Here is a 22,459-nt window from a genome sequence, read left to right as displayed (position 1 = left end):
GGCTTTTTTAAGAAATTGTTTTCTCTTATTTTTTTAAGATTCGGAAAGTTTTCTGTGCTTTTCCAGAGCTAACTCTGACGAGATAGGTTCCGGTTTCGATATCTGATAAGTTGATGGTTACCAGTGTATTGTTTACGGTCTTATCCATTATTTTTTGTCCAATCAGATTAAAAATTTCAACAGCAAGAATGTTTTCGGAATAGGAAACGTTTAATAAATCAGTTACCGGATTCGGATAGGCCTTGAGCGTTGTTAAGTCAAATTCAGGATTGCCCAATACTATTGAAACGGTTACCGCCAATGGACTGCTGCTACATTCGCCAACTGTTTGTACGGCATAGTAAGTCGTACCGTCAACAAGAGGTTCATTGGAATCCAGTACAGGTGTTCCGGCTTCGGCTGCCGTTTCTGTAGCATACCATTCCAGATTTGTTCCGGTAACTTCAAGATCCGCCAATGTTTCACCTTCTGTGAAATTCTGGTTTTCAGAACCGTTTGGTGCCGCAACCATATTTATCGTAACAGATGTTAGCGTACGGGCACTTTCGCATCCGTCAACTGTCATGGTAGCGTAATAATCGGCATTGGTCAGTGGCTGTGTCAACGAAAGAGCAGTTCCTCCGTTTGGTGCATCATACCATTGGATTCCAACAGTATTTGGCTGTAAGTCGGCAACAGTTGCGGTATTACAGAAAGTCTGTGCTGTTGTGGTCGGTGGCGTAACCGTATTTATTGTAACAGATGTTAGCGTACGGGTACTTTCGCATCCGTCAACTGTCATAGTAGCATAGTAATCACCATTGGTCAGTGGTTGTGTCAACGAAAGAGCAGTTCCTCCGTTTGGAGCATCATACCATTGGATTCCGGCAGTGTTTGGCTGTAAGTCGGCAACAGTTGCGGCATTGCAAAAAGTTTGTGGAGCAGTGGTTGGAGCTTCGGTTTGGTTAACCGTAATTGTCGCAATAGTGGAATAAATTTCCGTACACGGAGCGTTTTGCACAACAGCACGGTAATATGCGGTTTCTGAAAGATTTGTATAGTTAAGAGTTGCGGCCGTATTTTCAATATCGGTAACAGTACCGCTAAAGTCTGCAACGGTAGAAGATTGCCATTTTATAATAGTTCCTACATGATTTTCCAAAGTAAGTGTTCCGTTGTTGGTTCCGAAGCATACAGTTGAATTTCCGGTTATAGTTCCTCCATTGCCTGCTTCTATGACAGTAATGGTAGCGCTTCCGCTTATGTCAGCAGATTGTGCAATACAATTGGCGTCTTCTACGGCAGTTACCGTATAGGTTTTTGTCTCATTAGCAGTAACCGTAAAAGTATAAGGCGATGTTTGGATATTGGTAATTGGAAAAGTTGAAGTTCCATCGGTATAGGTTAGATTCCATGGGGCTGTTCCCGTCAAAGCAATGTTAAGTTCAGAAGAAGCCGAACCCTGGCAAACGGACTGGTCACCACTTATTGCTGCTGTTGGTCTGGAGTTGATAACCAAAATGGTGCTTATGTCGCTAATCACACTTTCGCAATCTGGAGTTACATCTGTTCGTTTAATCGAAGTTATGTCTAATGTCCGGCCATTTTCTACAGTCGAAACGGCTACTTCAAAACCAGCTTCTCCGGAAGCATTAGCAGTAATTCCCGAAACTGTTACGGCTGTACCTCCCGCAATCGTATAAGTAATCTCTGAAGTACTGTTGGCAATCAATCCGGTCAGGCTGATAACAGCATTGCCATTGGTTGCACATAAGGGAGTAGTGCTTACAGCAGTTACTGTTGGGGAAGGATTTACAGCCAATACAACAGAATTGTTTGCAGTAAGCGCATTCGGACAGGACGAAATATCAGTTCTTTCGATAGTTCCTATAACTAAAGAATGTCCGTTATTGCTGTAAGGAAGACTTATGGTGAAGCTGGCATTACCGCTAATGTCTGCAATAATACCTGCAATGTTTTGCGCAGTGCCATTATTAATTGCGTAGCTGATAGAAGAGGTTGATTCAGGGATCAGGCCGCTTAGGTTGATTGTAGTCGCACCTCCGTCGCACAAAATGTTGGATTGCGTAACTCCGGAAAGCGTTGCTGCTCCTGTAATTGTAATATTATGTCCGTTATCATTATTACTGAAAGTCAGCGGGTCGTCATTATAAACTCTTACTCTATAATTTGAGCCTGGAGGCGTATCGGCAGGAATTATCACGGTGATTGGACTGGTGGCAGATACTCCGACAATATTGGTTGGTGTTGTTGGAAAGGTACCGTCAGTATTAGAGAGCTGCGCATAAAAATTAGTACTGTTGAAACTTCCGGCCGGTGTAAAATCCAAATCAAAAGTAGTATCGGTTCCATTACAGTAAGGGCCGTAAGGTTCATCATCAACTACAATAGAACTTACAGCCGGGATGCCATTTCCGGTAACCGCAACCGTTTTGTTGGTTGCTCCTGTTGATGAGAGTATAATATTTCCGGAGGCCGTTCCTACAGTTGTGGGACTGAAACGTACCCAAATCTGTACGTTATTTAATGTGCCGCCAACCGGACTGATGTCTGTACCGGGATACCAGTTAATGCCATCTGTGCTGATTTCAAATCCTGCCGGAGCCAGAATACTTACATCTTCCGTAAGTCCGGCACCGTTAAATGTAAAGCTGGTTGCAGATGAGCTGTTTCCTACCATAACATCGCCAAAAGAAGCCAGTGAAGTAGTAGAAGGAGTAATTAAAGGATTGACAGCGGCAGTAACACTGCCGTCTATTTTTAAAGAGTTGGTTCCGCCTGTCAGGTAATAGTTTCCTGTTGAGCCTTGAGGGATTATCCGGAATTTAACGACAACTCCTGCGGCAATATTTTGCAAAGCGCTGATTCCCGATAAGGAAACTGAATTAGGCGTTCCTGTCGTACCGCTTGTAGATGAGGTGGACCAGGTGGCTACACTGGTAAAAGGACCGCCGCCAACAGAATAATAAACTATACATCCTGATGGCCCCGAATTGGACCTTCGGGTTGCGGTAGAAATAGAGCTCAGGCTGACTTTATATCCGGCAGCTGCCTGAAAAGTAAAATAAAAGCTGTTAGAATCGGATTGGGATGTTGACCATCCTCCGGAACCTCCCCAGCATCCACCTGCTGCACTACCACTGGTTGAAATACCTGAACCTCTGACAAGTCCTGAAGTTTGCAAATTGGCATTTCGTGTAGAAGGTGTCCAGGGGCTGACGCCAAATCCACCACCGTTATTGTTAGCATCCCAGCCAAGAATCTCGGCATAATCTGAAACGGGATAGAGCAGGAAAATAATAAAAAGAAAAGGGACAATGAATCTTTTGTGTAAAGCTGTATTCATAGGGCTGTAATTTTGAGGAATCTGTTTTGTTGGTTCATTTACAGATACATACAAAGATTGTCAATATATTCCCGTTGCACTTTACGTAGGTGTTTTATTACTGTAAAATCAAAATTATGATTGTGTTATCTATATCAATTAAAATTTAATTGGCTATCAGTAGCCTGAGGATCTTGGATTTGAGATTTTTGATTTTTGATTTTGGCTACAGATTAGAAGAATTACACGAATTTAGAAGTTTATTAACCTTAGTACCTTAGTACCTTAGCACCTCAGAACCTTAGCCACTTTTAAATAAAAAACGGCTGTAATCTCTACAGCCGTTTTTATTTAAAGAAATTATGCTTCCTTAGTCCTGCTTTTTAGCAATCGGTAGCCTAAATAAACACCGGCCAAAAGCATCGGAATAATATAATCATTGATTGGTGCCTGAGGGACATCTTGCGTATCATCGTCAAAATCTTCCTGGGCATTCATGTTTTGAACTCCCGTAGTCAGCATCAGAACTAATAGTAATATTTTGAAGTTTTTCATTTTGATAGGGATTTATTTTACTGCAATTTTTTGTTTTACTGAAGCTGTACCGTTAGATACCTGTAGGATATAGATTCCTTTGCTTAATTGCAATGATGGGTTTACTGTTATGATGTTTGAACTTTCTACGTTGGTCTTGTAGATTTCCTGTCCAACAAGGTTATATAACGTGATTGCTACTTTTCCGGCAACATTATTTGGCAACGCGATATTGAACTGGTTGTTCTGGATTGGATTTGGATAAACTTTTACAGTATTGCTGTTCCATTGTCCATTTCCTAAAGTTGTAGAACGGAATACGACGCGGAAACGGTCACTTCCATAAGAGCCTGCTTGAACTGTTGTTGCAAAATTTACCGTTGTAGCTCCGGAAAGACTCAATTGTGTTTCAGTTCCAGCGTGTTGGTCAATAAGATAGGCCTGCATGTCTTCAGGGAAGTTAGCAGCATTGATTTTGAAAGTATAGGTTTTACCAGCTGTAAATTGAAGTGTCTTTACCTGCAATTCATCATTAGCTATAACAGGAGCCAGTGCATCGATAGCTAATATTTTGCTGTTTCTTCCAAATGCCAAATGCTCGCCCGAACCGTAAAGTTTTTCAACATCGCCTAATCCTATAGCAGTATCATAATTGCTTCCAAATACGGCAATTGTACCGTCAATAGGGTAACCAGCTTCGGTTTCATTAGCATCATACACCGCAATACGGAATACAGATTTTTCTTCTGTAGAGTTTGTTCTGAAAACGTTGGCAAACTGTGAAGCCTTGTTGTTTTCATTAAAAGTAACAGAACCGGCTGTGCCTAAAACTGTATTTTTTACAAAAAATGCCTGTCCTGGCTGGATGTATTGATTGACTGCTGATTCTGGTAAGTTATTGCTCCCAACAGTCTGGCTGTAGGCTACATAACGCCCTCTTTGTGCCGCAGTACCCATATTTGGGTCCCATGCATAATACACATCTTCTACACCTGATTTGGTTACAGAATGCCAGTCTACAGGACTCACATATGGATTTCCAATCAGGCTGTAACCGTTAGTTGTAGCGTTTTGGGTTGCATTGATGGCCGGAGTAGTCGCAGCATCAAAAACAACCTGGCCTGTTTTCAGGGTTCCTTTTGCAGTTAAGGTTACGGCCGCATTCATATTGGCGGCAGAAGATTGCCCTAAGTCTGCATTCCTGTCACCGCGAATCAGGATTCTATAGCCGTTTCCTGCCACTAAATTGGTAGCGTCAGTATTTGCGATTGCGCTCCATCCGCTGCCGGAAGCAGTATTGTTGTTATAAACATACATCGATGGATTTCCTGTCAATGTAGTGTCAAATCCGTTCGCGCCTGAATCAGAACCGGTAATATGGGTTCCGGTTTGCCAGTTATTGCTGATAAAATTAGTTGTGGTAACTCCCGGAGTTAAAAATCGGAAAGCACGTTTTCCTTGTGGGATATAGCGTTCAACGGTAACTTCTCCGGTAATAGAACCGGTTACGGCAGCGATTCTGGCAGAACCTGAAGCGGTTGATTTTAATATCAGGTTGCCATTAGCGGCCAAATTACCTGACACTACGTCAAGAACTCCCGTCAGGTTAGTCGTACCGGCTAAGGTTAGTCCGGCAGCATTATTAAGGATTAATTTCTGTACCGTATTGTTTGTAAAAAAATTAGCCGGAAGTGTTTGTGCTGTAGTACCGGAGAAAGTAATGTCACCTGCAGTAGCATCGATGGTTCCGCCGGTTTTAGACAATGTTTCTTTTACTTCCAATCCGTTAGCACCAACGATTACTGTACCAGAAGTAATGCTAAGGTTTTTCGCTGTAATTGGGCCTTGTGGTGCAGCAGCGGTCGTATCATAATTTCCACTGATAACGGCATCAAGAGCAGCAGTCGGATTTCCGTTGCTCCATGCGGAACCGTTCCATGTAGTAGAAGTAATAACTCCTGTACCGGAAACGGAGATATTTTGGTTAGATGCTCCTGAAGTACTTACTGTAACAGAACCGGATTTAAGTCCGGTACTCTGAGGTGAGAAACGTACGTAAAGCGGTCTGCTGCTTACGGTGCCGGATGTAGGAGTAAAGCTTACCGAACCTGACCATGTTGAATTATTTGTACTTACCTGGAAATTTACAGGAGCCGTGGCTGTAATATTACCGGTAAGATTAGTTCCTGAAACTGTAACCGAAGAACTGTTGGAAGAAGAACCTACATTGACATTGCCAAAGCTGGTTATAGATGTAGAGCTAACGGTAAATGCAGGAACAACCGGTGCGGCTGTAACAATAACATCGTCCATATCACAGTTACCGCTGGCTTTAGTATAAGTCCATCGGATGTAACGTGTAGAAGAAAGCAAAGGCAAATCAATATCAGAACACTGTGCATTGGTAATTGATGTTGCGCCGGTAGCCGTACCATACCTTCCTAATTCCGTATAATCACTACCATCTGCAGATTGTTCAACGAGCAGATAGGATTGCCCGGACATTCCTTGATTTTTTAAGGTCATCGATAAGGTCTGTGGTGCAGCATTAATAAAAAGTATCCTGTTGTCACCTGTTCCGTCAAAAGTCGTTGCACTGTTGTTAGAACAGGCAGAACTTGTAGTTCTGTGTGCGCATCCGTTGTTTGTCCATCCTTGTGGTTCAGTTCCCCAGGAAGTCCTGTTTACTGGCAAAGTGGCCTGCCCCCATGCAGTGCCGAAAAATAACCCAAGTACTGCTAGTCCCAGTGACTTGATGTAATTTGTTCGTAGAATTGTTTTCATCAATAAAAGTTAAAAGTTTGAGAGCCAAAGTTATAGGATTGAGTCCCAAGGCTCTTGAGCTTTAGATTACCTTTTCGTTAACGAACTTTTACTTATGGAGATGCTGTTTTAAGAAAGCGTGACTTTAAGGTTATGAAGTTTATTTTATGTTTAAATTTTTTTAATCTTTTAAGATATAAATCCTTGTTTTCTAATGGTTCACAGAAAAATAGGCGGAAAAGGCCTGTATCAAAACAGGATTGCTCTGGAATTACGGATTTCCGTAAGAAGGACTGGGTAAAGGTTCAAAAATAGCCCAAATTATTGCAGATGTGAATTATCCTGCTTTTGAAGGCGATACCCCATACTTTTTCTTAAATGCAAATGAAAAATGCGACAGATCTTCAAAACCTACATCAATATAGACCTCTGATGGTGTTTTGGCCTTTTTTGTAATCAGGTAATAAGCCTCCTGTAATCGGCGTTGTTGCAGCCAATGACTTGGCGTGTCCTGAAATATTTTCTGGAAATCGCGTTTAAACGTAGCCAGGCTTCGTCCTGTGAGATAGGCAAAACGTTTGAGTTGTACGTTGAAATGAAAATTCCTGTTCATAAAAGCCTCAAGGTCTATCTTGCCGGGTTCGTTAAAATCAAATAAAATGTCTTTGAGTTCCGGATTGATTTTAATCAGCAGATAAATGGCTTCTTTAGTTTTGAGCTTTAAGAGTTCGGTATTGTTTTCCTGCGGTAATTGAAGATAGGCGAGCAGGGATTCCATAAAACTTACATAAAGTGGATTGGAAGCAATAGGAAGAACCGCTTTTTCCATAGCCGTTTTTGTGGCGGTATAATTAATTTCCCGGCTCACTTCCCGTAGCGTGTCCTGGTCTAAGAATAGGGAAAGAAGTTTAAATTCTCCGTTTTCGGGCGGCTGTTTGGCAAACTTGGCCAGGCGGTTTCGGATGCTAAGACGGAAATCGCCCTCTTTGCTTTCATAAGCATTGTTTGCATCCCATGCCGACATTGTTCCCGATATCTGATAACTAAAAACATGTTCCGGAATAAAATGTTCGCCTTCTCTGCTGCGTTGGTGATAGCAGGAATATAATACTTGCGGAAGGTCTTCTCTGATTGCTGTCATGAGCGTAAAGTTAAAAAAATAGTTTCAGGAATACAGCCGCTTTAGCCGTATTCCTGAAGCAAGGCTGGCAGTATTACCCAATTAATGCTTTTGGTTCCAAATAGGCTTCCAAACCATAAACCCCAAATTCTCTTCCTATTCCGGACTGTTTAAATCCGCCAAAAGGTGCTTCCGGGTCATGATTTAATTCGTTAACCAATACACGCCCTGCATTAATCTGGTAAGCAACACGTCGGGCTCTTTCGGTATCGGCAGAACTTACATAAGCTTGTAATCCGTAAATAGTATCATTGGCAATAGTAACCGCTTCGGCTTCATCTTTATAGGTAATAATGGACAATACCGGACCAAAAATTTCTTCCTGTGCAATGCGCATCTTGTTATCTACATTATAAAAAACGGTAGGTTTTACGAAATTTCCGTTTTCCAATCCTTCCGGATAGCCAAGTCCGCCTGCAAGTAGTGTAGCGCCTTCATCAAGACCCAATTGGATATAATTCTGCACGCGTTCGTATTGCTTTTTGCTAACCATAGGGCCAACAGCCGTTGTTTCTTCTTTGGGATTACCAACAGGAAATTGGGGAAGCAGCCTTTGTATTAATTCTTTCGCTTCTTCCAATCGGTTTTCCGGCACCAAAAGTCGGGTTCCTGCCACACAGGCTTGTCCGTTGTTCATAAAGGCCGCAGCAATAGCCATTGGAATCGCTTTGGTAAAGTCGGCATCATCTAAAAGAATATTAGGCGATTTGCCTCCTAGCTCCAAAGTGTAACGCTTAAGAGTAGCCGAGGCTTCACGTGCAATAATTTTTCCTACGTTGCTGGAACCGGTAAACGAAATTTTGGCTACATCAGGATGGCTGCTGATTTCGGCGCCCACCACATTGCCCAATCCGTTTACGATATTGAATACACCGGCTGGTAATCCTGCTTCATGCAGGCATTCTGTCATAATCTGTGTCTGTAAGGCACTCATTTCACTTGGCTTAATAACCACCGTACATCCGGCAGCTACTGCTGTGGCTAGTTTTCCGGCAATAAAACCGTTGCTGGCGTTCCACGGAATGATAATGCCCACTACGCCAAGCGGAACCAGTTGTACTTCAGAAAAGCCCATTTTTTTAGTGAAGTCGAATTTTTCCAGAGTTGCAATAGCAGAAGTAAAAGAACTCAGTGCAAATTCCATGCTCATTCTTGAGAATTGGAGCGTTCCTCCATATTCTTCAACCATTACCTCAATAAGCTCGTCTTTTCTTCTGGAAACTACCTCATGCAAACGTTTCAGATATTCGATACGTTCTGCTTTAGTTGTTTGAGAGAAAGTCCTGAATGCTTCTTTTGCTGCTGCAATGGCATCTTGTGCATCTTGCTTATTTCCCAAAGTAACCTGTCCGATTAGCTGATTGGTTGTTGGACTGATAAGGTCAAATATCTGATTTCCTTTTGGCTTTACAAATTCGCCGTTGATGTAGATTTTGTCAATCGTTTTCATATGCTATACTAATTTGATTAATTGTTACAGGACAAAATTCGTATACAAACAGCGGGCTGACTTTGCTGTAAAGCTCAAAGTTGCTTTGCTGTATGGCTCAAAACAAAATGTATATGTTTTACCGCTTTTTGTATAAGTTCTCCGGTGCGTCACCAGCCTAACTTTGTCCTGTTATTAATCTAAACACATTTACTGATGTCAAAAATCATATTTATTACAGGAGCTTCCAGAGGATTTGGAAAAATATGGGCAGAAGCCTTTCTTAAACGTGGCGATAAAGTTGCTGCAACAGCAAGAAATCTGGATTCGCTTAAAGAATTAAAAGCACAATATGGCGATGCAATATTGCCAATACAACTGGATGTGACCAGCCGTGAGCAAAGTTTTGCCGCTGTCAATCAGGCCAAAGAACATTTCGGAAAACTGGATGTTATTATCAACAATGCAGGTTATGGACTGTTTGGAACGATAGAAGAAACTTCAGAAAAAGAAGCCAGAGACCAGATTGAAACCAACGTATTCGGACTGTTGTGGATAACCCAGGCAGCGTTACCAATTTTGAGAGCGCAGGGCCACGGACATATTATCCAATTGTCGAGTGTATTAGGTGTGGCTACTTTGCCAACTTTAGGAATATATAACGCCTCTAAATTTGCAGTTGAAGCCATAAGCGAAACACTGGCTACTGAAGTCAAGGAATTTGGTATCAACGTAACTCTGGTTGAACCTAACGGTTTCGCTACAGATTGGGCCGGGTCTTCTGCTATACAGTCAGAAACTATCAAAGCCTATGACAATGTAAGAGCTGCCTTCCAGGCCGGAATGGCTGATACGGATTCTTTTGGTAAACCGGAAGCAACAGCTGAAGCCATCTTGAAATTGGTTGATGCCGCCAATCCGCCATTGCGTCTTTTCCTGGGGAAAGTGGCCCTGCCATGGGTAAAAGAAGTATATGCACAACGTCTTTCAGAATGGGAAGAATGGAAAGAAGTATCTGCAAAAGCCCACGGAAATTAATTTGCTTTTTTTAGTATATTTACGTACCTAATTTTAAAAAGAACTGCGCCTTTAAAAGCGTAGTTCTTCTACTTTTTTATGAGACATTTCAAAACCATTAGCGAACTGCACCGTTCCATTGGCTATCCGCCACCGGAAAATCCTTTGATTAGCATGGTAATGTGCGAAAAGCTATCCGAATGTTCTATCGGGCAGAGCGAATTTACTACCGATTTTTACATGATTGCTTTTAAAAAAATCAAATCGGGTTATGTACTTTATGGGCGAACAAAATATGACCATGATAACGGTTCGATGATGTTCATGAAGCCAAGACAGGTCATAGAAATCAATAATGTGGAACTCGAAGAAAAAGGATTTATCATCTGGATTCATGAAGATTTCCTAAATGGCTACCATCTACATTCTGAGATAAAAAAATACGGATATTTTGATTACGAAGCCAATGAGGCGCTCCATCTTTCCGCACGTGAAGAACAGATTATCTGGGACCTGCATAGTAAAATTGAAGGGGAATATTATAATAATCAGGACGAATACAGTCGGGAAATTATCATTGCCCATATCGATTCCATACTGAAATATTCGCAGCGTTTCTATAAGCGGCAGTTTATTAACAGGACAGAATTGTCGGGAAAAACAGTTTCTAAGTTTAACGACCTGCTGGCATCGTATCTTGAAAAAGGAAAGTTGCAGGAAAAAGGACTCCCAACAGTCAAGTCACTGGCTGACTTATTCAACCTTTCACCGCGATACCTGAGTGATGTTTTGAAACAGGAAACCGGAAAAACGGCAATTGAATTGATTCACATCTTCCTGATTTCTGAAGCTAAAAATTTATTGCAGGGTTCTGAAAATTCGGTTTCTGAAACAGCCTATGCTTTAGGTTTTGACAATCCACCTTATTTTTCAAGGCTTTTCAAAAAAGAAGTAGGCATGAGTCCCAACGAATACCGCAAGAATTTCGTGAATTAAGATATCCTGTTCAAAGTCATGTTGTTAAAATAAACAGACATGACAATTATCATTTTTTAAAAACAGCAACAGGAGTAGCTTTGGCATAAAATTACCGATTATGCCAAGCAATTCCTTTATTCAAAAATATAACGTTCCCGGTCCAAGATATACGAGCTATCCAACCGTTCCGTATTGGGAGAGTGGTGATTTCAGTTATGAAGCCTGGATGCAATCTTTTAAAAAATCATTCCGCGAAAGCAATGCTGCCGAAGGAATCAGCATCTATATTCACCTGCCGTTTTGCGAAAGCCTTTGCACATTTTGTGGCTGTACCAAACGCATTACCAAAAACCATAACGTAGAACAGCCTTATCTGAAAGCCGTTTTAAAGGAATGGCAGCTGTATTGCCATGCAATGGATGAAAAGCCTGTCATTAAGGAAATTCATTTGGGCGGCGGAACACCTACTTTTTTTGCCGTAAAACATCTGGAAGACCTGATTAACGGCATATTGAAAACCGGGACTAAGGCTAAAGATTTTGAGTTTAGTTTTGAAGGGCATCCCAACAATACAACAAAAGAACACCTGCAAAAACTATACGACCTCGGCTTTCGCAGGGTGAGTTTTGGCGTACAGGATTATTCAGAAACCGTACAGAAAGCCATTCACCGCATCCAGCCTTTTTCCAATGTGGCAAAAACAACATTATGGGCTAAAGAAATTGGCTATACGTCTGTTGGACATGATTTGGTTTTCGGTTTGCCGTTTCAGACGATTGAAGATGTGGTCGATACTATCGAGAAGACCCGTTCTCTAAGGCCGGACCGTTTGGCATTTTACAGTTATGCCCATACACCGTGGATTAAAGGTAACGGACAGCGTGGCTATAAGGACGAAGATATTCCTAAAGATGAGGAGAAGCGCAAACTATATGAAATAGGCAAGGCATTACTGCATTCCAACGGCTACCATGAAATTGGCATGGACCATTTTGCACTGGAAACCGATTCGCTTTATAAAGCTACTGAAGAAGGAAAACTGCATCGTAATTTTATGGGTTACAGCCACTCCAAAACACAACTTATGATAGGATTGGGCGTTTCGTCTATAAGCGATAGCTGGTATGGTTTTGCACAAAACGTAAAAGATTTGGATGACTATTACCAATTGCTGGAATGGAACCAGATACCCGTAAACCGGGGCCACATCCTTACCATGGAAGATTTGATTATCAGACAGCACATACTCAACCTCATGTGCCGCTTTGAAACCGAATGGAACCATGCAGATGCCTGTTTCCCGGAACTTCCTGCCGTACTCTCCGAATTATCAGAAATGGAAAATGACGGCCTGCTGCATATTGAAAATAATAAGCTTACCATTACAGAAGCCGGAAAACCTTTTTTACGCAATGTCTGTATGGCGTTTGACCTTCGTTTAAAACGCAGAATACCGGAAACACAGTTATTTTCATTAATTGTGTAGAGAAGTTACTAAGGTTTTGAGGTACTAAGGCTCTAAGGTTGAAAGATATTGAGGTTAAGAGGGAATAAGGTAAAAAGGTTCTAAGTTTTTTGTTGAGAGATAAAAAATAAACAGAATTATTTATAAAGAAATACCTTTTCCGAAAACTGAACCAAACCTCAGCGTCTTAGAACCTCAGTATCTTAGCACCTTTTTTAAAAACCTCAGCGCCTCAGAACCTCAGCAACTTAGTGCCTTTAGCGACAATCTGCCCCGCTCTTCACAAACAAACTCATATCACCGGGAGAAACATATATAACATCCAATCCCATTCCTCTCAGAATAAAGAGTGTTCCTATAATGACGGTAACTACAGGAATTACTTTTTGCAATTTACTTCTGAAACCGTTGCTTAAAAAACTCCCTGCATAGGCCGCAGCGCTTAGCATAGGAATGGTGCCCAGTCCGTAGAGCGCCATATACGCGATTCCTAAAGGGGCGTTTTGCATGGCAAGTGCGCCAAACAAAGCGGCATAAACTAATCCGCAAGGCAGAAACCCGTTTAACAGGCCAATAAGAAACAAGGCGCTGTTGTTTTTTTTCCTGAACTGTTTCCCCAATCCGGATTTTACTTTGGAAATAATAGTATAAACTGGCCGTGAAAAGTTATATTTCATAAAAACCTTTTCAGGAACAATAGCAATCAATATCATAAAAACACCAACCATTATTGAAAGCTGCTGTTGCATCCCGGCCAGATAAAAACCTTTTCCAAGCAATCCAAAAATTAGTCCCAAAGTGCTATAAGCCGTTAATCTTCCCAAATGATAGAGCAGGAGTTGGGCTGTCTTTTTAGCCTGGCTGCTACGGTCGAGCGGCAGCATCATGGCAATTGGTCCGCACATCCCTACACAGTGGAAGCTGGAAATCAAACCGAAGAAAAAAGCAGAATATAACATTTTGGTTTATTCAAGGGTGAGCTGTTCTTTATTGAGATAGCCCGTGCCGTTGTAATTCCATTCAACAAGAATGTCCCAACGGCCGTCAGCCAAATCACTTTTAGGTATGAGCAAATTTGAAGAAGACAATGCGATGGGAATCCCAAAGTCTAATTTCTGACTGGACGGCCTGTAAAGGGACACTTTTCCTGTAATGTTTTTATAATCGAAATCGTGAGGGAAATGCACCGTAATACCGGTTTTGTTTACTTCAACCGTTACCTTTTCCTGCAGCTGTTCTGCATTGTTTTCTTTGTCAAGCTGTGATTGCAGTCCGGTTTCGTATTTGTAATAATCCTCTATCACCAGCTCATTATCATATTTGTGGTCAGACTGTACCAGAAAGACAAAAAAGAGGATAAACGACATGAACAGTGCAAAAGCAATAAAGATTCCGGTTCCCCAGTTTATTTTTTTCATGATTTCTAATTTTTAGTGCTGTTATGCTTTAGCAGACAGCACGATTATTTTTTAATTAAAGCTCCTCGGACCGAGGAAATTGGTGCGTTCCGTTTCAATTAATTTGCCACCCTGATAAACACCTATTTCAATAGAAGTACGGTCGCCTTCCAGAAAAGCCGGGTGGATTTCTACAAACAGCGTTCCTTGTGCCATTCCTTCCTTATCAATATTGAACCATGCTTTTCCAACTGTTTTTATAGTTCCTTTAGGGCTGAGCAGTTCAAAATGGATGTCGTCAAGATTGTGTACCGTCTTGTTGACAATTTTATATGTATATACGTTACTGATATTTTCGCCCTTGTGTTCAAACAATTGTCCCGGCAATCTCAATATGGTCGCTTCTACATCATTTCTTAAAAACAATAGTCCAATAAAAATACCGGTAAGAATCAGCAATACAGAAGCATAGCCTTTCATACGCGCCGTAAATTCAAACGTTTTATGTTTTGTAATCTCATCTTCTGAAGCATACCGGATCAATCCTTTTGGCAGACTAACCTTTTCCATAATGGCGTCGCATTCATCAATACAGGCAGTACAGTTAATGCATTCCAGTTGCGTCCCGTTACGGATGTCGATACCGGTTGGACATACATTGACACACTGTCTGCAGTCAATACAGTCGCCTTTGCCGCTAAGCGTACGGTCTTCTCTTTTATCAATTTTTGCCCTGCCTTTTTCCTTTTCGCCACGAACATGGTCATAAGCCACAATGATTGATTTATTGTCCAGCAGTACGCCCTGCAATCTTCCGTAAGGACAGGCAATAATGCACACCTGTTCGCGAAACCAGGCATAGACGAAGTAAAAAACTCCGGTAAAAATTAATAAGGCTATAAAAGTACTGAGGTTGTTAGCCAGGGGTTCTTGTACCAAACGAATCAGTTCGTCACTACCAATAAGATAGGCCAGGAAAACGTTGGCAATCAGGAAAGAAATGATAAAAAAGATAATCCATTTCAACAGCCTTTTGCGAATTTTTTCGGCATCCCAATCTTGCTTGTCAAGTCGCATCTGGGCTCCTCGGTCGCCGTCAATCCAGAATTCAATCCTGCGAAAGACCATTTCCATAAAGATGGTCTGCGGACATATCCAGCCACAGAAAATCCTTCCGAAAGCCACTGTAAATAATGCCACAAACACGACTCCTACCAACATAGAAATAACAAACAGGTAGAAATCCTGCGGCCAAAAAGGAAATCCAAAAATGTTGAACTTGCGTTCTGTCACATTAAAGAGCAGGAACTGGTTTCCGTTGATTTTGATGAATGGTGCGGCAAACAGGAACAGCAGTAAAAAATAGCTGACAATCTTGCGCTTTTCATACAATTTACCTGTAGGTATCTTAGGATAGACCCATACTCTTTTTCCTTTGTCATCTACCGTTCCAATCGCATCGCGAAAGGATTCATCCCGCATTTTTGGCATAATTCTTATTTTTTAGACGGCAGCCCTTAGTTTTGGGCCACCGTTTTTGCTTCTTCTGTTTTAGTATCTGCCTTTGGTGCATTTTCTTCTACCCATATTTCACCTTCGGCCGGCTTAGGGTCTTTAGGGTTAGAGCCCTGAAGCGATAGTACATAACTTGCGACCTGCTGGATTTCAGAAGGTTTCAAAGTACCTTTCCAGGCCACCATTCCTTTACCGTCGCGACCACCTTCTGTGATGGTATGGAAGACATTTTTAATGCCACCACCCAAAATCCAATGGTCGTCTGTCAGGTTAGGGCCAATAGCTCCACCGGCATCCGGCCTGTGACAGGCCACGCAATTGGTTTCAAATATTGTTTTTCCGGCAGCAATATCGCCGGCGTCTGTAAGCAGGGTCACAGTTTCGGCGTCAATTAGGTCTTTGGCTGTCTTTTTATATTCTTCAACGGCTAGTTTGGCTTCGGCCATTTCGGTTTCAAATTCCTTAGCCTGGTTGTCATGTCCAAAGATGTGGTATTTTGCCAGATAGATAAAGGCAAAAACAATACAGGCATAAAACAGCTTGGTCCACCAGGGCGGCAGGTCGTTGTCCAACTCCTTGATTCCGTCATAATCATGATTCAACATGATATCGGCTTCCTGTTCGATAGGACTTTCCTTGACAAACCATTTTTTGATTTTTTGGAACAGTTTGCTGTCCGTAATCTTAATTTCGTTGGCTTCTTCCAACTGTTTTCGCTGTTCATCGGTCAACAAATGATAGGTCACATTGTCGACTGCGGCCACAACCACTTCAATCGCGATAAGCAGGAACAGGAATACGACCAGAAACACTGAAATCATTGGATATTTCAGAAAAGCAGGCCTGTCGCCAGAGTCGATAAAATACTCCATAGCCAGAAATACGGCAAAGAAGATGATGGGTACCCTCAGGTATACCGGAAAGATTTTTTTCATGGCTTGTCGTTTTTGAGGTTATCGATTTCGTTTTCGCTTTCGAAAGGAATATGGCTCATTTCGGTGATTTTTTCTTTTTTGTAAGTGTAGGTCCATGCATAAAGGGCTACAAAAAATAAAAAGAAAATCAGTAGTGAAATGATAGGATAAATCTCAATTCCTGAGATGGTTTCCATATTGTGTTTGATGAATTTCAGCATGGCATTAGTTGTTGGTTTTTGCTTCTTTGACTTTGATATCGGTTCCCAGTCGTTGCAGATAGGCAATCATAGGAACAATCTCTCTTTGATGCATTGGTACAAAGGTTTCACCTTTGGCAGCGGCGGCCTTTTGACTTTCTTCATAGCTTTTCTTGAAGTCAGGGTCACTATACAGGTTTTTCTCTATAGCCAGTGCCTGTTTTTTAATAGCGGCCTGTGCGTTGGCAATTTCTTCCTTACTGTAAGGAACACCCAGTTGTACCATAACTTCCATTTTTTTCTGGATATCGGAATAATCCATCGGTTTGTTATCAAAAAGCCATTTGTAGGATGGCATGATGGATCCGGCCGATGTACTTCTTGGATCCCACATGTGGTTAAAGTGCCAGTTGTCTGAATACTTGCCCCCAAGTCGCATCAGGTCTGGTCCGGTTCTCTTAGAACCCCAAAGGAACGGGTGGTCATAGACATATTCTCCTGATTTGGAATATTCACCATAACGCTCCACTTCAGAACGGAACGGACGAATCATTTGCGAATGGCAGCCAACACAACCTTCACGGATATACAAGTCGCGTCCTTCCAGCTCCAGTGGCGTATAAGGTTTAACCGCTGCAATTGTAGGAATATTTGATTTTACCATAATAGTTGGCACAATCTGTATGATACCGCCAATCAGGATGGCAATAGTTGCCAAGATGGTTAACTGTATAGGTCTTCTTTCCAGCCAGGGGTGGAATTTTTCGCCTTTCAGCCTTTTGTTTGTAATTTTCTGTAAAGCAGGGGCTTCGGCCAATTCGTCTTCGATTGCATTTCCTTGTTTTACAGTTTTTACGATGTTGTAAATCATTACAAACAGTCCAATAATAAACAGGGTACCTCCAATAGCTCTCATCCAGTACATTGGCATAATCTGTTTTACAGTTTCAAGGAAGTTTCCATATACTAAAGAACCGTCAGGATTGAATTGTTTCCACATTGAAGCCTGTGTAAAGCCTGCCACATACATTGGTAGCGTATACAGGATAATACCTAAAGTACCAATCCAGAAATGGAAGTTGGCCAGCTTTTTAGAATACAATGACGTTTTTGCCATGCGTGGCAACAGCCAGTATATCATACCGAAGGTAAGGAATCCGTTCCAGGCCAGAGCACCTACGTGTACGTGGGCTACAATCCAGTCGGTAAAGTGAGCAATAGCGTTTACGTTTTTAAGTGATAGCATTGGTCCTTCAAATGTGGCCATACCATAACCCGTGATGGCTACGACAAAGAATTTCAAAACCGGTTCTGTTCGTACCTTATCCCAAACACCGCGTAATGTCAGCAATCCGTTAATCATACCACCCCAGGATGGAGCAATCAGCATAATGGAGAATACCACACCCAGGTTCTGTGCCCAGTCCGGCAATGAGGAATAGAGCAGGTGGTGAGGTCCGGCCCAGATATAGATAAAAATCAATGACCAGAAGTGAATGATAGACAATCTATAGGAATAAACCGGACGATTGGCTGCTTTTGGCACGAAATAGTACATCAGCCCAAGGAAAGGCGTTGTAAGGAAAAATGCTACGGCATTATGTCCATACCACCATTGCACCAAAGCATCCTGTACTCCGGCATATACTGAGTAGCTTTTTAGCGCTCCAACCGGAAGCGCAAGGCTGTTAAAGATATGCAGTACGGCTACGGTTACGAAAGTAGCGATGTAGAACCAGATAGCCACATAGAGATGGCGCTCTCTTCTTCTGAGAATCGTTCCAATCATGTTGATACCAAATACGACCCAAACCACAGCAATGGCAATATCTATAGGCCATTCCAGTTCAGCATATTCTTTGGAAGAAGTATAGCCTAATGGCAGCGTGATGGCGGCGGCTACAATAATAAATTGCCACGCCCAGAAATTAATCTTGCTCAGCACATCGCTGAACATTCTGGTTTTGAGCAAACGCTGCATCGAATAATAAATACCAGCAAAGGTAGCATTACCCACAAAGGCAAAAATAACTGCATTGGTATGCAGCGGACGCAGCCTTCCGTAGCTGAGCCATGAAATGTTTTCCGTCAGGTTTGGAAAGAGATACATTGAGGCTATCAAAAGCCCTACAAGCATCCCTACCGCACCCCAGATGATGGTCGCGTAAAGGAACTTCTTTACGATTTTGTTGTCATAGTAAAACTGTTGTACTTCCATGCTTGATTTTGGATTTATTGGGTTATCAGATATTAAGGATTGGTTTCCGGGCAATTTTTCCGGGTTTTGGATGGATGCTCCTGTTTTTTGGAAACAACTTCATCGTCAAAAAGTACCCGAACCGATGGAGTATAGTCATCGTCATATTGTCCGCCCCTGACCGCCCTCACAAAGGCAATAAAGAAGCCAACAGCCACGACAATGCTGATGGAGATTAGTAAATAGATGACGCTCATACCTTATGATTTTATAAGAACAAAATTACTTTGGCGGCTTCGGGAAAAACATGATATTTATCATACCCGGCCGGTTTTGGGTTTTAATTTTCGGGCATAATAATTACTGGCCAGCGTAACAAAGCTGATAATGGTTACGGTGCTTAACGGCATAATAATGGCCGCCACCAGAGGCGACAGTTTTCCGCTAACGGCAAAGCCTAATCCAACGACATTATAAAGCAGCGAAAGCGTAAAACTCATCTTGATAGTAGTAATGGCCTTTTTAGAAAATTTCAGGAAATAAGCAATCTTCGAAAACTCCGTTGCATCGAGTATGCCGTCGCAAGCCGGAGAGAATACATTGACATTCTCAGAAATAGAAATCCCCACATTGCTTTGTGCCAATGCTCCGGCATCATTCAATCCGTCGCCAACCATCATTACATTATGACCTTTTTCCTGCCATTTCCTGATGGCTTCCAGTTTTTGTTCCGGTTTTTGGTTAAATAACAATTCTGTACCTTCAGGTAGTAGCTGTTCCAGCTGTTTGCGTTCGCCGTCATTATCTCCCGAAAGGATTTTTATATCATAATTCTTTTTTAGACTCTGAAATAGCTGCTGAAGACCTTTGCGATACTGGTTGTCGAAAACATAACTTCCTTTGTAATCGTTGTTGATGGCAATATGCACTGCCGTTTGTGTATTGCTTGAGTTTTCGCACCCTACATAGGAAGCCGCTCCAAGCCGAATACAGTTTCCGTCAATAATACCCTCAATACCTTTTCCGGTAATTTCTTCAAAACCATGCACAATACGCAGTTCGGCAACCGGAAGGAAATCATACAGCCTGCGGCTTAACGGATGGTTGGAACCCCGAAGCAGGTTTTTGATGTATGACAGTTCTATAGCAGACAGCGGATTTCCAATAAATGAAATATCAGATGCCTTGCTGGTTGTAATGGTTCCGGTTTTGTCAAAAACAATCATGTCGGCTTTGGCTAATTGTTCAATTACGCCGGCATTTTTAAGATAGAGCTTCTGCCTGCCCATAATCCGTAATACATTGCCCAACGTGAAAGGAGCAGTTAATGCCAATGCACACGGACAAGCCACAATCAATACGGCGGTAAATACATTAAAAGCAGTATTTGCATCTTTAAAAATCCAATAGCTGAAACCTAAAAAAGCAATCAGCAACAGGGCAGGCGTAAAGTAACGGCTAATGGCATCGGTAATGCTTCTGCGTTGTACAGCGTTTTTCTTTTGAAAAATATCATTGCTCCACAACTGGGTAAGATAGCTTTGGGAAACCGAGTTTAAGACTTCCATTTCAATTACCTGTCCCAATAACCGCCCACCGGCAAAAACCTTATCGCCTGATTTTTTATGGATGGGGTCAGCTTCTCCGGTTACAAAACTGTAATCAATCTGGCAATCGTTGCTGATGAGTATACCATCTACCGGAATCAGTTCCTGATTGCGGATAAGCAGTCGGTCACCTTTTTGGATATCGTAGACAGGAACAGAAACTTCTTCCTGTGCCTTGATTTGTGTGACGGCAATTGGAAAATACGACTTGAAATCTCTTTCAAAAGAAAGGAAACTGTAAGTTTTTTGTTGGAACAGTCGGCCAACCAGCATAAAAAAGACAAGAGCGGTAAGACTGTCAAAAAATCCCTGTCCGTAACCCAGAACAATATCTACGGTACTGCGGACAAACATGACGATGATTCCCAACGCAATCGGGATATCGATATTGAACATACCGTTTCGGATGCTTTTGTAGGCAGAGACATAATAGCCGCTTGCGGAATACAGGAAGGAAGGAAGTGACAGTCCGAAAATGAGCCAGCGGAAAAAACCGCGGTACTGGTCGAGCCAGAATTCTTCGGTTTCAAAATATTCAGGAAAGGAAAGCAGCATGATGTTTCCGAAACAGAAAAAAGCTACTCCCAATTTATAAATAAGGCTGCGGTCTGATGCAGTCCTGCCTTTTTCATAATTCTCCAATGAAATGTAAGGCTCATAACCAATAGTGCAGAGCATCAAAACGATGTCTTTGAGATTGGTTTCCTGCGGATTGAAAATAATCCGCACCTTTTTTTCTGAGAAGTTGACCTGAGAAGAACCTATACCACGATGAAGCCGGTGCAGGTTTTCCAAAATCCAGATACAGGAACTGCAATGGATGTGCGGAATATACAGAGAGACAATACTGGTGCCTTCTTCCTGAAATTCCAATAATTTGGAGGTTATCTTTTCGTTGTCTAAAAAATCATATCTTCCATTTACGGCCTGAGGCGAAGCGCCCGGCATTTTTCCAAAGTCATAGTAAGACGAAAGTCCGTTGTCTGCGAAAATTTCATAAACCGTCTGACAGCCTTTGCAGCAGAATGATTTTCCGTCAAAAACGATTTCTTCTTTTTTAATAACTTCAAGACCGCAGTGAAAACAACTGTGCGTGTCCATAATTTGCTCATTTACCTGGTGCAAAGTTTGGAAATGCCTGAAGCACAAACTATGATAATTATCATGCTTTTCCGTATCTTTGCAAAACTAATTCCCATCCCGCCCATGAGTAAGTGTGAGCAATGTATCGTTCGAGAGTTTAGTTCGCTTAAGGCCCTCAATAAAGAGGAACTGCTGAAAATAGCGGACCGCAAGTCGTCCTATACCATCAAAAAAGGAGAACCTGTTTTTGAGGAAGGAGAGAATGTGAATGGCATTTTTTGCGTTAAGGACGGAGTCTGCAAGTTGTCCAAACTAAGCGCTAACGGCAAGGACCAGATTATTAAGTTAGTCTCTAAAGGAGAATTGCTCGGACAGCGTTCCATGATTAGTGATGAGCCTGCCAACCTGAGCGCCATTGCGCTTGAAGACATGGAAGTATGCTTTATCCCAAAAAGCGAAATCATGCCGTTATTCAACAAGAATAATGCATTTTCAATGAATGTGATGCGTGCCATTTGCGGTGACCTTAAAGAAGCCGACGACCATGTGGTTGACATGGCACAAAAAACCGTTCGTGAACGCCTGGCCGAAACGCTTTTACATCTACAGGAAACCTTTGGTACGCACGAAGACGGAAGTCTGAAAACCCAACTCACGCGTGAAGAAATTGGCAGTATGATTGGAACGGCAACTGAAAGCTGTATCCGTTTGCTATCAGATTTTAATAAAAACGGGCTCATTGAACTTAAAGGCAAAAAGATATTTTTAAAAGATATTAAAGGCTTAAAGAGGGAAGCGGAGTAATAACGGTTTTCACAACTAAGTATCTTATACAAAGCACGGATTGGATTTCAG

Annotated in this window: 17 protein-coding genes; 4 read left to right on the top strand and 13 right to left on the bottom strand. The window is 42.0% G+C overall.

Annotated elements, in window-relative coordinates; translation table 11 throughout:
* Positions 1–25: 25 nt before the first annotated feature.
* The 5 genes from B0G92_RS12220 to B0G92_RS12200 form a co-directional block, all read right to left on the bottom strand.
* Positions 26–3,346, bottom strand: a complete 3,321-nt coding sequence (locus tag B0G92_RS12220) for a T9SS type A sorting domain-containing protein (RefSeq protein ID WP_143395038.1) — start codon at positions 3,344–3,346, stop codon at positions 26–28.
* Between the two features lie 339 nt (positions 3,347–3,685).
* A complete protein-coding gene (locus B0G92_RS12215) occupies positions 3,686–3,880 on the bottom strand; it encodes a hypothetical protein (protein WP_056065351.1) in 195 nt (64 codons plus the stop codon).
* Between the two features lie 12 nt (positions 3,881–3,892).
* On the bottom strand, positions 3,893–6,643 hold the full coding sequence (locus B0G92_RS12210; RefSeq protein WP_101472404.1) for a T9SS type A sorting domain-containing protein: 2,751 nt from the start codon (positions 6,641–6,643) through the stop codon (positions 3,893–3,895).
* A gap of 316 nt (positions 6,644–6,959) precedes the next feature.
* The gene (locus tag B0G92_RS12205; RefSeq protein ID WP_101472403.1) at positions 6,960–7,763 is read right to left on the bottom strand and encodes a helix-turn-helix domain-containing protein; all 804 of its coding nucleotides are present in this window, start codon (positions 7,761–7,763) and stop codon (positions 6,960–6,962) included.
* 73 nt (positions 7,764–7,836) lie between these two features.
* Positions 7,837–9,252, bottom strand: a complete 1,416-nt coding sequence (locus B0G92_RS12200; RefSeq protein WP_101472402.1) for an aldehyde dehydrogenase family protein — start codon at positions 9,250–9,252, stop codon at positions 7,837–7,839.
* Positions 9,253–9,447: 195 nt separating this feature from the next.
* Here B0G92_RS12200 and B0G92_RS12195 point away from each other — a divergent pair, with 195 nt between their 5' ends.
* The 3 genes from B0G92_RS12195 to hemN all read left to right on the top strand — a co-directional run bounded on the left by B0G92_RS12195 (position 9,448) and on the right by hemN (position 12,712).
* On the top strand, positions 9,448–10,269 hold the full coding sequence (locus B0G92_RS12195; protein ID WP_101472401.1) for an SDR family NAD(P)-dependent oxidoreductase: 822 nt from the start codon (positions 9,448–9,450) through the stop codon (positions 10,267–10,269).
* A 78-nt stretch (positions 10,270–10,347) separates the two neighbouring features.
* The gene (locus B0G92_RS12190) at positions 10,348–11,244 is read left to right on the top strand and encodes a helix-turn-helix domain-containing protein (protein WP_101472400.1); all 897 of its coding nucleotides are present in this window, start codon (positions 10,348–10,350) and stop codon (positions 11,242–11,244) included.
* A gap of 100 nt (positions 11,245–11,344) precedes the next feature.
* Complete coding sequence (hemN, locus tag B0G92_RS12185) at positions 11,345–12,712, top strand: oxygen-independent coproporphyrinogen III oxidase (RefSeq protein ID WP_101472399.1); 1,368 nt, start codon at positions 11,345–11,347, stop codon at positions 12,710–12,712.
* Positions 12,713–12,948: 236 nt separating this feature from the next.
* On the opposite strand, the gene B0G92_RS12180 is transcribed toward hemN, so the two are convergent.
* From B0G92_RS12180 to B0G92_RS12145, 8 genes are read right to left on the bottom strand one after another with little or no spacing between them, the layout of a single operon-like run.
* Positions 12,949–13,650, bottom strand: a complete 702-nt coding sequence (locus B0G92_RS12180) for a sulfite exporter TauE/SafE family protein (protein WP_101472398.1) — start codon at positions 13,648–13,650, stop codon at positions 12,949–12,951.
* 6 nt (positions 13,651–13,656) lie between these two features.
* Positions 13,657–14,109 (bottom strand): FixH family protein, encoded by a 453-nt coding sequence (locus B0G92_RS12175; protein WP_056065373.1) that lies wholly within the window; start codon positions 14,107–14,109, stop codon positions 13,657–13,659.
* A gap of 51 nt (positions 14,110–14,160) precedes the next feature.
* On the bottom strand, positions 14,161–15,579 hold the full coding sequence (gene ccoG, locus B0G92_RS12170; RefSeq protein ID WP_101472397.1) for a cytochrome c oxidase accessory protein CcoG: 1,419 nt from the start codon (positions 15,577–15,579) through the stop codon (positions 14,161–14,163).
* Positions 15,580–15,605: 26 nt separating this feature from the next.
* Positions 15,606–16,538: a cbb3-type cytochrome c oxidase N-terminal domain-containing protein gene (locus tag B0G92_RS12165; protein WP_101472396.1), complete on the bottom strand. Its 933-nt coding sequence runs from the start codon at positions 16,536–16,538 to the stop codon at positions 15,606–15,608.
* On the bottom strand, positions 16,535–16,738 hold the full coding sequence (locus tag B0G92_RS12160) for a cytochrome c oxidase subunit IV (protein ID WP_056065382.1): 204 nt from the start codon (positions 16,736–16,738) through the stop codon (positions 16,535–16,537). Before B0G92_RS12160 ends, B0G92_RS12165 begins: the two co-directional genes overlap by 4 nt.
* 4 nt (positions 16,739–16,742) lie before the next feature.
* Positions 16,743–18,935 (bottom strand): cytochrome-c oxidase, cbb3-type subunit I, encoded by a 2,193-nt coding sequence (gene ccoN / locus B0G92_RS12155; RefSeq protein ID WP_056065385.1) that lies wholly within the window; start codon positions 18,933–18,935, stop codon positions 16,743–16,745.
* A gap of 32 nt (positions 18,936–18,967) precedes the next feature.
* The gene (ccoS, locus tag B0G92_RS12150) at positions 18,968–19,171 is read right to left on the bottom strand and encodes a cbb3-type cytochrome oxidase assembly protein CcoS (RefSeq protein WP_056065388.1); all 204 of its coding nucleotides are present in this window, start codon (positions 19,169–19,171) and stop codon (positions 18,968–18,970) included.
* A gap of 60 nt (positions 19,172–19,231) precedes the next feature.
* On the bottom strand, positions 19,232–21,622 hold the full coding sequence (locus B0G92_RS12145) for a heavy metal translocating P-type ATPase (RefSeq protein WP_101472395.1): 2,391 nt from the start codon (positions 21,620–21,622) through the stop codon (positions 19,232–19,234).
* Positions 21,623–21,727: 105 nt separating this feature from the next.
* Between B0G92_RS12145 and B0G92_RS12140 the strand changes: the two genes are divergently transcribed.
* On the top strand, positions 21,728–22,408 hold the full coding sequence (locus B0G92_RS12140; RefSeq protein ID WP_101472484.1) for a Crp/Fnr family transcriptional regulator: 681 nt from the start codon (positions 21,728–21,730) through the stop codon (positions 22,406–22,408).
* Positions 22,409–22,459 lie beyond the last annotated feature (51 nt).

This window comes from Flavobacterium lindanitolerans, assembly GCF_002846575.1.
GTDB classification, from domain to species: Bacteria; Bacteroidota; Bacteroidia; order Flavobacteriales; family Flavobacteriaceae; genus Flavobacterium; species Flavobacterium lindanitolerans.
This window is presented reverse-complemented; position numbering and strand designations above follow the sequence as displayed.

Coding starts and splice junctions, on each gene's coding strand:
- ccoN (WP_056065385.1), bottom strand. CDS start 18,935: ATGGAAGTACAACAGTTTTACTATGACAACAAAATCGTAAAGAAGTTC.
- B0G92_RS12200 (WP_101472402.1), bottom strand. CDS start 9,252: ATGAAAACGATTGACAAAATCTACATCAACGGCGAATTTGTAAAGCCA.
- B0G92_RS12140 (WP_101472484.1), top strand. CDS start 21,728: ATGAGTAAGTGTGAGCAATGTATCGTTCGAGAGTTTAGTTCGCTTAAG.
- B0G92_RS12180 (WP_101472398.1), bottom strand. CDS start 13,650: ATGTTATATTCTGCTTTTTTCTTCGGTTTGATTTCCAGCTTCCACTGT.
- ccoG (WP_101472397.1), bottom strand. CDS start 15,579: ATGCCAAAAATGCGGGATGAATCCTTTCGCGATGCGATTGGAACGGTA.
- B0G92_RS12175 (WP_056065373.1), bottom strand. CDS start 14,109: ATGAAAAAAATAAACTGGGGAACCGGAATCTTTATTGCTTTTGCACTG.
- B0G92_RS12210 (WP_101472404.1), bottom strand. CDS start 6,643: ATGAAAACAATTCTACGAACAAATTACATCAAGTCACTGGGACTAGCA.
- B0G92_RS12195 (WP_101472401.1), top strand. CDS start 9,448: ATGTCAAAAATCATATTTATTACAGGAGCTTCCAGAGGATTTGGAAAA.
- B0G92_RS12215 (WP_056065351.1), bottom strand. CDS start 3,880: ATGAAAAACTTCAAAATATTACTATTAGTTCTGATGCTGACTACGGGA.
- B0G92_RS12165 (WP_101472396.1), bottom strand. CDS start 16,538: ATGAAAAAAATCTTTCCGGTATACCTGAGGGTACCCATCATCTTCTTT.
- B0G92_RS12220 (WP_143395038.1), bottom strand. CDS start 3,346: ATGAATACAGCTTTACACAAAAGATTCATTGTCCCTTTTCTTTTTATT.
- B0G92_RS12205 (WP_101472403.1), bottom strand. CDS start 7,763: ATGACAGCAATCAGAGAAGACCTTCCGCAAGTATTATATTCCTGCTAT.
- ccoS (WP_056065388.1), bottom strand. CDS start 19,171: ATGAGCGTCATCTATTTACTAATCTCCATCAGCATTGTCGTGGCTGTT.
- B0G92_RS12190 (WP_101472400.1), top strand. CDS start 10,348: ATGAGACATTTCAAAACCATTAGCGAACTGCACCGTTCCATTGGCTAT.
- B0G92_RS12145 (WP_101472395.1), bottom strand. CDS start 21,622: ATGGACACGCACAGTTGTTTTCACTGCGGTCTTGAAGTTATTAAAAAA.
- hemN (WP_101472399.1), top strand. CDS start 11,345: ATGCCAAGCAATTCCTTTATTCAAAAATATAACGTTCCCGGTCCAAGA.
- B0G92_RS12160 (WP_056065382.1), bottom strand. CDS start 16,738: ATGCTGAAATTCATCAAACACAATATGGAAACCATCTCAGGAATTGAG.